This is a genomic window from Gottfriedia sp. NPDC058432 (assembly GCF_042721555.1).
In the GTDB taxonomy this organism is placed as follows: domain Bacteria; phylum Bacillota; class Bacilli; order Bacillales; family Bacillaceae_G; genus Gottfriedia.
In genome coordinates this window covers 1-9,532 of sequence record NZ_JBHXLC010000050.1, presented here as the reverse complement: position 1 = coordinate 9,532, position 9,532 = coordinate 1, and the positions used below count along the sequence as shown (strand labels likewise).

General features: G+C 30.3%; 9 protein-coding genes and 1 rRNA gene. 3 read left to right on the top strand and 7 right to left on the bottom strand.

Annotated elements, in window-relative coordinates:
- Positions 1–93, top strand: a 5S ribosomal RNA gene (gene rrf, locus ACFWM3_RS24835); the annotation flags it as partial.
- A gap of 158 nt (positions 94–251) precedes the next feature.
- Here rrf and ACFWM3_RS24830 read toward each other — a convergent pair.
- From ACFWM3_RS24830 to ACFWM3_RS24810, 5 genes are all read right to left on the bottom strand, one after another.
- A complete protein-coding gene (locus ACFWM3_RS24830) occupies positions 252–647 on the bottom strand; it encodes a hypothetical protein (RefSeq protein ID WP_390313381.1) in 396 nt (131 codons plus the stop codon).
- Between the two features lie 469 nt (positions 648–1,116).
- A complete protein-coding gene (locus tag ACFWM3_RS24825) occupies positions 1,117–1,647 on the bottom strand; it encodes a hypothetical protein (protein WP_390313379.1) in 531 nt (176 codons plus the stop codon).
- A gap of 95 nt (positions 1,648–1,742) precedes the next feature.
- On the bottom strand, positions 1,743–2,222 hold the full coding sequence (locus tag ACFWM3_RS24820) for a YHYH domain-containing protein (protein WP_390313377.1): 480 nt from the start codon (positions 2,220–2,222) through the stop codon (positions 1,743–1,745).
- A gap of 53 nt (positions 2,223–2,275) precedes the next feature.
- Complete coding sequence (locus ACFWM3_RS24815) at positions 2,276–2,761, bottom strand: hypothetical protein (protein ID WP_390313375.1); 486 nt, start codon at positions 2,759–2,761, stop codon at positions 2,276–2,278.
- 688 nt (positions 2,762–3,449) lie between these two features.
- A complete protein-coding gene (locus tag ACFWM3_RS24810) occupies positions 3,450–3,926 on the bottom strand; it encodes a hypothetical protein (protein ID WP_390313373.1) in 477 nt (158 codons plus the stop codon).
- Positions 3,927–4,596: 670 nt separating this feature from the next.
- On the opposite strand from ACFWM3_RS24810, the gene ACFWM3_RS24805 reads away from it, so the two are divergent.
- Together ACFWM3_RS24805 and ACFWM3_RS24800 are read left to right on the top strand one after the other, a co-directional pair.
- Positions 4,597–6,498 (top strand): endonuclease MutS2, encoded by a 1,902-nt coding sequence (locus ACFWM3_RS24805; RefSeq protein WP_390313372.1) that lies wholly within the window; start codon positions 4,597–4,599, stop codon positions 6,496–6,498.
- A 167-nt stretch (positions 6,499–6,665) separates the two neighbouring features.
- A complete protein-coding gene (locus tag ACFWM3_RS24800) occupies positions 6,666–7,379 on the top strand; it encodes a class I SAM-dependent methyltransferase (protein ID WP_390313371.1) in 714 nt (237 codons plus the stop codon).
- Positions 7,380–7,474: 95 nt separating this feature from the next.
- Here ACFWM3_RS24800 and ACFWM3_RS24795 read toward each other — a convergent pair whose 3' ends face one another.
- Both ACFWM3_RS24795 and ACFWM3_RS24790 read right to left on the bottom strand, forming a co-directional pair.
- Positions 7,475–8,341 carry an aminoglycoside phosphotransferase family protein gene (locus ACFWM3_RS24795; protein WP_390313370.1) on the bottom strand — a complete coding sequence of 289 codons (867 nt, stop codon included), beginning with the start codon at positions 8,339–8,341 and terminating at the stop codon, positions 7,475–7,477.
- A 342-nt stretch (positions 8,342–8,683) separates the two neighbouring features.
- Positions 8,684–9,166 (bottom strand): hypothetical protein, encoded by a 483-nt coding sequence (locus ACFWM3_RS24790; protein WP_056472111.1) that lies wholly within the window; start codon positions 9,164–9,166, stop codon positions 8,684–8,686.
- Positions 9,167–9,532: the final 366 nt, after the last annotated feature.

Sequence of the window (9,532 nt, the reverse complement as noted above, 5' to 3'; positions counted from 1 at the left end):
CACACCCGTTCCCATACCGAACACGGCAGTTAAGCTCTTTTGCGTCGATGGTAGTTGGGGGTTTCCCCCTGTGAGAGTAGAACGTCGCCTGGTTTACCAAAGTATCAGCTAATCAGCTGGTGCTTTTTTTATTTTGGATCCGTTATATGTTCATACTTAATAAATATTAAAGGACTGTCAATTTTTTGATAGTCCTTTAAAGTCCTTTATACAAAATTTGAATACCAAGTACTTGAAGCAACTGAATCTGGTCATTTAGAATTATCTATAATATAAGGAATTGTATCAAGCTGTTTAAAAACATAAGTTTCATTATCAATTTTTATTTTAAAAGTTCTTCTTTTTTTATCATAAATGATTTTCAAATTATGAAACTTAGAACTATTAATTACATACGTCGTATCTGTTTTTTGTGAATAAGTTCCCTTATCTACTTCAGAACGATTATAATAATAAAACGTATGATGGTGATCTTCATCAAATACTATTGATGCAAATGGAAGTTTTTTGCTATGGTAAGTCCCTATTAAAGTTGACTCATCTAAATTCTGTATCTTTGGCATGTTTATAGCTAAAATAATAAATACAAAAACCAATAATAGAATAATACTTTTATCAACCCAATTTTTCTTTTCAACCTCAGGCATTAAAATCTACACTCCTTCCTTAATTTAAAAATATTTAAAGAAATGAAGAACTATTCTAAATACAAACCAATTCAATACCGAGTTATTTAATATTTGAATTAATCTTAAGTATCTAGTTCATTGATTAAATGATCCTAGGTGAACAACTAAAACTAACACGAAAAACGAACTGTTCATAACAGTTCGTTATCTGTAACATTTACATGCTTTAGTACTTTATAAAGAAGTTAATTACTTGGTTTATCCTATTTCTCTGTCATACGTGTTACATAAGTATTTTCTGCTGCTTCTAAAAATGAATTAACTGTTAACATAAATAATCTCCTTTATTTTCAGGTTCAAAATCTAATACTTCTACTTCCATGTAGTAATATATATTATTCTTTTGCGTAATTTCATCAGGATCAATGCCAATTCGTTCTTTTAATTTAACCTTAGCAAAATAGTAAGCATCTTCTTCATTCTTTGCCTATACATTATTAATTCGGAATTCAATTTCTAATTCACTAAAGTTAAAATTTAAATCATATCTTCCAAAGCTTTCTATTGCTTTGAGGTTTTCCGCAATCTGTATAATATCTAATGCGGTATCTAGTAATCTTTGTTGGTATTCCGTTAACTCGTCTTTTTCTTTTAATTCGCTTACCAAATCATAAGGTAGGGGGGATGTCTGTAAAATTTCTTTTACTGCATCACCCCAAATTGTCCAAGGGAATGACTCAATTAATTGTTTAGTTCGATATGTTTTTTTTGTATTTACGTATGGAAAATGCATAGCCCATAAATGTGCTACAAGTAATTTTTTTGGTTCAAAACTTGGAGCTAATTTTGGATATTCTTCATCAAAGTGTTCACACTCATTTTTTAAACGTGTCATGGCTTCTTCAAATCCATACTTCATATTGTGATTAAACATTTGCATTGCAGTCATTTGGTGATCGAATTTAACACTTTTTTTTATGATCCCTAAATGTTCAGCAAATTTTTGATTGAAGTACATAAATTCTCTCCTCATGTCTATTTGGATTATCATGTAATCTCTCCTCTAGCTTTAATTCGATTTACAAATAAAAAAGAGCAGGGGGGTAACCCTACTCATTTCTTCTTTTTATCTCTATATTCAATTATATTTCCTATACCACCGATAGAATAAGGATTTATTATATAATCACAAATAACAAAATCACTATCTGATTCATCATATTCTTCGTCAGGTACTTCAGAAGGTTCCTCTATATAAGAATCTTCATATTGCTGCTCTTGTTCTTCCGACTGTTGATCTAGTTCATTATAATATTCTTTCTCTTGTTGTTCATTATCTTCCATTTCTTGATAAAATTCATCTGATTGTTGCTCATAATATTCTTCTAGGTCAGGATCTTCTTCGTATGTATTATCACTATTACCACCATTATGATAGTGATATTCTCCATACTTTAAACCGTATTTTTCACAATTCGTATAACACCTATGTCCACAGTTAGCATCAGTTCTTCCAGGAGAGGCATAGGATTTTTCATTAGATATAAATAATTGAAAAACTAAAAATAAAATCAATAATAAAGTTTTCTTCATGGTTCCCCTCAAATTCAAACATAAAAGAGCAAAGGTGCCTGCTCGTGAATTGGTTAATCGACGATTATTCCATCATATCTGAATTTTTCATCAGGGAATGTTTTCGTTCCACCAGACTGTCCTATTGTAATATCTAAATGATATTCACCTGTTTCTTTCAATTCTCTAAATACAATGGTGTTATTTGCGTAATCACCAAGACCCGTGTGCTGAATATCAATTAATTTATCATCCTTGTTGCGTAATTCTACATAAACATGTGCGCCATAATATCCACTATAATTAGTGAATCCAGCACGAACATGATCACCTATATGTAAATTACCTTCCCTTATGTACATCCTAACTATTGTTCCATATTTATGTTCTACAAGAGGGTTAGGGTCTGGCTTGCTAACTTTAGCAGCAGAAGCTTTAGCTCTTTTTTCAATCCTTTCAATCTTTTCATTCTTTTTTACATTTTGCATATCAAAATAAAAACCTAATACTATCATTGCAACGATAACTATGGCTATCATTGCTTTTATGGTAAACCTCATTCTTAACCATCCTTTTGTTATAATCTGATTTAATTATATATTATTAATCAATTCTTTAGGAATGGTTCTAAAAGCTTAATTGATACAAGGGGCACACTTAACCCATTCTTGATATAGTTCGCCTATTACATAAGCAAGATTATTGCGAAGCACTATATCGTGTTCATGTAAATACTGCTCATAGGCTTTGATATCCTCAAAGATGACTTGTTCATCTTCTGTTACTTTCAAACCTAGTATCTCAATCTGCACTAACAGTCTATATACTTGATTTAAATACTTTGCTATTTCACGACATAAGATAACCTTTTCCAAAAAATGACTTACATCAAAATCTTCATGATAATGAGTTTCGCCTGTTTCACTAACAACTTTAATCTCTCTTAATCATGGTTACATCTCCCACAATACGTAATAGCCATTTCCTCTGGACAATCGAAAGGGTTGTTATGTTCAGTACCAATAAAGCCGGCGCCGCAAAACTCGCATTTATTATCTACTACAATAAATACTTCTTTACTGCATGTACCAATTAATGTTCCATAAGGTTTATCAGTAAACTGTTTAGGGATGAGCTTATTTGTTTCTGTTTGAAAGCTTCTAATAGCCAGATTAATAATTCTCCTCTATATAGAAATAAGCGATCTCCTCTTAATACAAGGAATCGCTTCATAATAACCAGCTATCTCTAATTGTCGTTGTGCATTACGGAATACATAATCAATGTTCTGCTGTTCCCTAAGAGCACATTTTTTAAAATAACTGTACTTATAGCATCTTTCCAGTATATTTCATAATATATTTCTTTTTCCTTATCAATAAACTCACATCCGCCACACTCTCTTTTTTTACCGTGAAATTCACCAGATTGATTTAATAAAAACTTCTCTCCTCCGATCGTTCCATTATTATAACTAATCAGATAGTGTGAGTATGACTTAATTAAATCCTTATCAAATTTTCCTTTATATTTTATAGTTGTTTGAAATAAGATATCAGTTCCAACTAAAGTCATCTCGTGTAAAACTTCCCAATTATTATCGCTTCCTTTAAAACTAACAGACTTAGTACTAAATAAATGGTTTGCAATTTCTCCGTGTACTGTAGTAATCGAGTTAAATAAGAACAATAAACTGAAAGTAAGATGAGCTATTGTCTTTTTCATTTTAAGTCTCCAGTTTTTATATTTAATATTCAATTAAATGGTGTGTTTTTATACAATGATTAATCCTTATTAAACTAAATTTCTATTTTGCTACAAATTTTGAAGATACATTTATTAATTTTTACATTTGGCCTACGAGTATGAAACTTAAAGTGAGTGCTTACCTGAAGGAAAAAAAGTTGTAGAAAATTTTTATTAACCACATACAGTAAATAATGTAGATCATCTTTACTTTTCAATTCACAAATAGTATGATGATTTCAATAAGTTAGATTTCAATGAACATAATAATAAATGAGGTGCATTTTGTGAGTGCGGTAGGTTCTAAATAGGAAAAAATTAAATGAAATAAATAGGATGAAAAAAAGGGGAATATGTAGAATTCGTACCCTTAATTTTGTCATGTATTTATTTCAAACCTAGGAAGATACCTACAATACTTTATAATGCGCATAAAGAAATTAGTATGGCTATTCTGTAATAGCTTATTTAACTATATTTCAATTATGATTGCCTTGTAATGTGATTAAAGCTGCGGTATCTCTGCAGCTTTTTTATATTGTTTCGGGCAAAAAAAGCTCTTTATTTCTATAAATAATTTCATTGGAATCTAACGGGTAGGTATCTCCATTTATGATCGATAAAATCATATTAAAGAGGAGAATTAAAATTGAGCAATATAACATTTGAAAAATTACAATATAACGAGTTAAAAGAAATAGTAAAATCTTATTGTATAAGTGGATTAGGTAAAAAATTGATAAATCAGTTAGAACCTAGTACCAATATAAAAGTCGTTAAAAATAGATTAAATGAGACAACTGAAGCTCGGGCAATATTAGATGCAGAAGGACATGTACCATTTTTAGGTGTTTCTAACATTGAAAATATAATTCAAAATCTTGAAAAGGGTATGATATTAGATCCAAGTGATTTAATCAGTATTTCGGACTTTTTAAGAGGGTGTAGAAGAATTAAAAAGTTTATGCAAGATAACGTATTTTTTGCCCCAATTCTCTCTTCTTACGCAAACTCAATGAGTGAATTTATAAGTATTGAAGATGAGATTAACTTCTCAATTAAAGGAAACAGCGTTGATTCTGCGGCAAGTAAGGATCTTAAACGTATACGTAATAATATTGAATCAGTTGAAGAGAAAATTAAAGATCGTTTAAATAAATTTCTAAGTAGTAGTGCAAATAAAATGTATATTCAAGACTTTTTTATAAGTAAGAAAGATGACAGATATACGATACCAATTAAAGCTTCCTTTAAAAAGCAAGTTCCTGGATCAATTATTGAAGTTTCTTCTAAAGGGTCAACAGTCTTTATCGAACCGAATACAGTAACTAAATTAAACAGTGAGTTAGCAGGCCTAAAGGCTGAAGAGGCAATGGAAGAATATCAAATATTAGCTACTCTCTCAGGAATGATTTTAGAAAAAATTTATGAAATTAATATAAATATGGAATTAATTAGCCAATATGATATGGTGTTTGCCAAAGCTAAATTTAGCAAATATATTGGTGGAGTAGAGCCGAAATTAAATGACTTCGGATATATAAAGTTAGTTGATTGTAAACATCCACTATTAACAGGTAATGTTGTTCCACTTAATTTTGAGATAGGGGAAAGTTATCGAAGTTTAATCATTACGGGACCTAATGCTGGTGGAAAGACAGTCGTTCTAAAAACAATAGGCTTACTAACTTTAGCAACAATGTCAGGTTTCCATATTATCGGAGACGTGGGGACTGAAATTGCAGTATTTGAAAAGATTTTTGTTGATATTGGAGATAATCAAAGTATAGAAAATGCACTAAGCACATTTTCATCACATATGAAAAACCTTTCAGATATTATGGGAGTTTCTAATAATAATACACTTTTACTATTTGATGAAATAGGAAGTGGTACGGAACCGAATGAAGGGTCAGCACTAGCAATTTCTATATTGGAAGAATTTTATCTTATGGGATGTATTACAGTTGCAACTACCCATTATGGTGAAATTAAACGTTTTTCAGAAATGCATACTGATTTTATGAATGCAGCAATGCGATTTAATAGTGAAACACTAGAGCCAATGTATAAGTTAATAATCGGGAAATCAGGGGAAAGTAATGCCCTATGGATATCTAAGAAAATGAATATTCGCGAAAATGTACTTCAAAGAGCGAAAGAATATATGGAAAATAAAGAATATCAATTAGAAAGAGTAAAAGAAAGTGCAATAAGGAAACCAAAGATTGTCAAATTGAAAGCTGATGAAAAGGTTAACTATCAAAAAGGTGATCGAGTAAAATTATTAGATTTTGATAACTTTGGCATAGTCTATAAAGAAATCGATAATTTCTATAATCTCATTGTTTTTTACAATGGTGAATTTTTAGAAGTGAATGAAAAACGAATATCTTTAGAAGTAATAGCTGCTGAACTTTATCCAGAAGGATATGACATAGATACGTTATTTGTTGATTATGCGACAAGAAAATTACAGCACGATATTGAACGAGGTTCGAAAAAGGCACTTCGAAAGATTCAAAAAGGAATGAGAAGTAACGGGGAGTAATATTTCGGCTATTTTAATTCAGCACATTATTGTACTTTTTATAAAAACTAAAACATCAGCCTAAATGCTGATGTTTTTGATTTAAGGAAAACTCATTTTCAAGAAAACAAAACAAATTAATGCTTAAATGAATAGACTATACCAAACTACATGATTGGGGTCTTGATATGAGGAAATTTTCTTATATAGATTTAATCGCTACGTTAAATATAGAAGATGCACATCCAGGTGGGTTTGATTTAACTAAAAAAACATTAAGATTTCTTCCACTGACATCAGCTAGCCAAGTTTTAGAAGTTGGTTGCGGTTCAGGTAAAACTGCTAGCTATTTATATGAAAGTTACAAATGCTCAATTACAACAATCGATATAAACAGTCGGATGCTGGCCAATGCAAGAAAACGATTTAACAAAAAGAAAATCCCAGTTACTCTGCATCAAGCAAGTGCAGAAAACCTTCCTTTTAAGGATAATTCATTTGATATTATCATTTCAGAATCAGTAACAAGCTTCACAAATGTAGATAAATCATTACATGAATATGTAAGAGTGTTAAAAAAAGGTGGTTATTTTCTTGCCATAGAAATGACATCTGAGAGATCACTAACACTACAAGAAGAAAGTGAAATAAAGGATGTTTATGGTATTTCAAAAGTAAAAACGGTAAGAGAGTGGGAACAAGCATTAATCAAAGGGGGCTTTAGAGACTATAAAATCCTCAAAGGAAATACAATAATGAATACATCAACAAATCCCACTGATTCACTAGCATTTCAAAAGTTACCACCTGAAGGAATTGAATTGCTTCATAGATTTCAAGAAATACTAGTGCGTTATAAAGATGTGTTAGGATATAGAGTATTTTTATGTAGAAAAAGATAAGCATAATAGCTTATCTTTTTTGTTTGAATGTACAAAATTCTCGTTTACCAGGATCGGATTAATACTTAGGTATCAGACTATTATATTCAAAAGTATTATGTAGATTTAACCAAGCTAGTCCAATAATTCCAAGCTATTAAATATTCATCTAAATCATTTGGATGATGTCTTATGCATGTAGCTAACCTAAAGTATAATCCAACTATTACGTTTCTATAGATTATGTGAGAATCAATATTTTGTAAAAATTTCAAATGACTGACTGCGGTAGATATTGTTTCTTTGGTTAGATTATCTGGAGAAGAACAAAATGCATATATTAAATCATAAAGTGGATCACCAAACACTGGTGTAGGATCAATAATTCCACTTAACTTTCCTTTGTTAAAAATAAAATTGTGTATACCACAGTCACCATGTAATAAAAAGGGTTCACCATGATAAGTGACTTGATTTGAATTGTTTATAATAGAAAAGATAAGTGTATGATCTTTCTTATCTAAATGCGAATCTAGAGTTTTATGAGACTCTGTCATTCTACTCAATAGAAAATCTGACCATGAATTCGATAAATCTTCTGCCCATCCCCAACCTGGAGCATTAGGGTAGGGTTCGTAATTATTTATTAACTGTTCAACAAGTGTTACTAGTAATTCTGTTTTATTATTTCTAACATAATTTGTGCTACCTGGAATGAATGGATAAACTATGTATTTAAATGTTTTTTCTGCAAATAGTAAATTGGGTAATAAATCTATTTTGTTATAGAAATTAAGAAAATATGCTTCTGATTCTAGTATACGAGGATCATTTAACTTAATAATATATTTACTCTCGTTTATTCTAGTACTTAGAAGATATATACTGCTTGATGTTCCGCCGGTTAGTTGAGTGTACTTAATTTCTTTTTTGCTAATTAAATTCATGTTTGATAAATCAGTTATTAATGATTCTATTTGCATAGGATCCTCACCTTCGTCATTAATAATGTATTTATCTAAGTATACCTTATAAATCACCGGTCACCATGAGGATAGATTGGAAAATGCTTATTAATCTCCACTTTATTTATGTTTAAAAATGTTTTGGAAATTGTAAAAGTATATGTACATAAGCAAAGTATGAATATAATAATTATGACTTGAATGATTCTTTTCATGATAACTCCTATTCATATATACGATGCTTTTATTCTTTAACTAATGAGAGGAAGTTAACCCATAAAATAAAAGGGTGTCTCAAAAGTCAGCAATTGACTAAAGAGACATACCCACAGTAATTGAATATAAGATTTTATTGAACTATTAAAAAAAGAATAATGCTGCTAATGCGACTCCTGCAACAAAACCGAGTGCAATTGAAATACCGAACCCACAGCCGAAGAATCCGCATCTAAATCCATCTCCGTCAAAATCTCTATGGTCTCTTCTTTCGTCTCTTCTATCAAACCTTCTGTCAAATCTTCTATCGAATCGATTATCAAATCTTTCCTCATTGCGATTACCAAACATATTATCAAAACGATTTTCATTGCGGAAACTTCTATTTGAAAAGTTTCTTTCTGAGAAATCTCTATTAGATTGGTTTCTGTTCATGTTACTTCTATTACGATTGGATGATCTATTAAAATTAGAATTCTGACGATTTTGATTGACTGGTTCAATAAAAACTCGATCTTCAGATACTCTAGTAATACGGCCAACATGCTCGTTTCCTTCTTTATCGAAAATGCGTACAACCTGCCCTCTAAAATTATTACATAATTGATGGGCTTCATTACATTGCATAACAATTCCTCCTTTTCTTGTACTAATCTATGGAAGAGGGATAGTTTGTGCTTGTACTTATACCTAGTTGTACAATTAACTAATTAATTTGTTTGAAATTTACGTAAATTATTTTTTTAAACTTTTTATAAAAGAAATGCTTGCAATCATTTGGACGAGATGGTATATTTGTTTATGTTGTCACGACAAACCAAGTGAGAACAACAAAAAAATATAATAAGTTGTTGACAAATGATTCGACAAAATGTTATTATATTAAAGTCGCTTCTGAGCGACAAAGTGAACTTTGAAAACTAAACAAAACATGAAGTAAACGTCAATTATTAGTTTTTTGAGCAATACAAGATTTAAACTTAACTTTTATGG

Excerpts from the sequence above, each read along its gene's own strand:
- ACFWM3_RS24830 (WP_390313381.1), bottom strand. The coding sequence starts at position 647 with ATGCCTGAGGTTGAAAAGAAAAATTGGGTTGATAAAAGTATTATTCTA.
- ACFWM3_RS24825 (WP_390313379.1), bottom strand. The coding sequence starts at position 1,647 with ATGTACTTCAATCAAAAATTTGCTGAACATTTAGGGATCATAAAAAAA.
- ACFWM3_RS24820 (WP_390313377.1), bottom strand. The coding sequence starts at position 2,222 with ATGAAGAAAACTTTATTATTGATTTTATTTTTAGTTTTTCAATTATTT.
- ACFWM3_RS24815 (WP_390313375.1), bottom strand. The coding sequence starts at position 2,761 with ATGAGGTTTACCATAAAAGCAATGATAGCCATAGTTATCGTTGCAATG.
- ACFWM3_RS24810 (WP_390313373.1), bottom strand. The coding sequence starts at position 3,926 with ATGAAAAAGACAATAGCTCATCTTACTTTCAGTTTATTGTTCTTATTT.
- ACFWM3_RS24800 (WP_390313371.1), top strand. The coding sequence starts at position 6,666 with ATGAGGAAATTTTCTTATATAGATTTAATCGCTACGTTAAATATAGAA.
- ACFWM3_RS24795 (WP_390313370.1), bottom strand. The coding sequence starts at position 8,341 with ATGCAAATAGAATCATTAATAACTGATTTATCAAACATGAATTTAATT.
- ACFWM3_RS24790 (WP_056472111.1), bottom strand. The coding sequence starts at position 9,166 with ATGCAATGTAATGAAGCCCATCAATTATGTAATAATTTTAGAGGGCAG.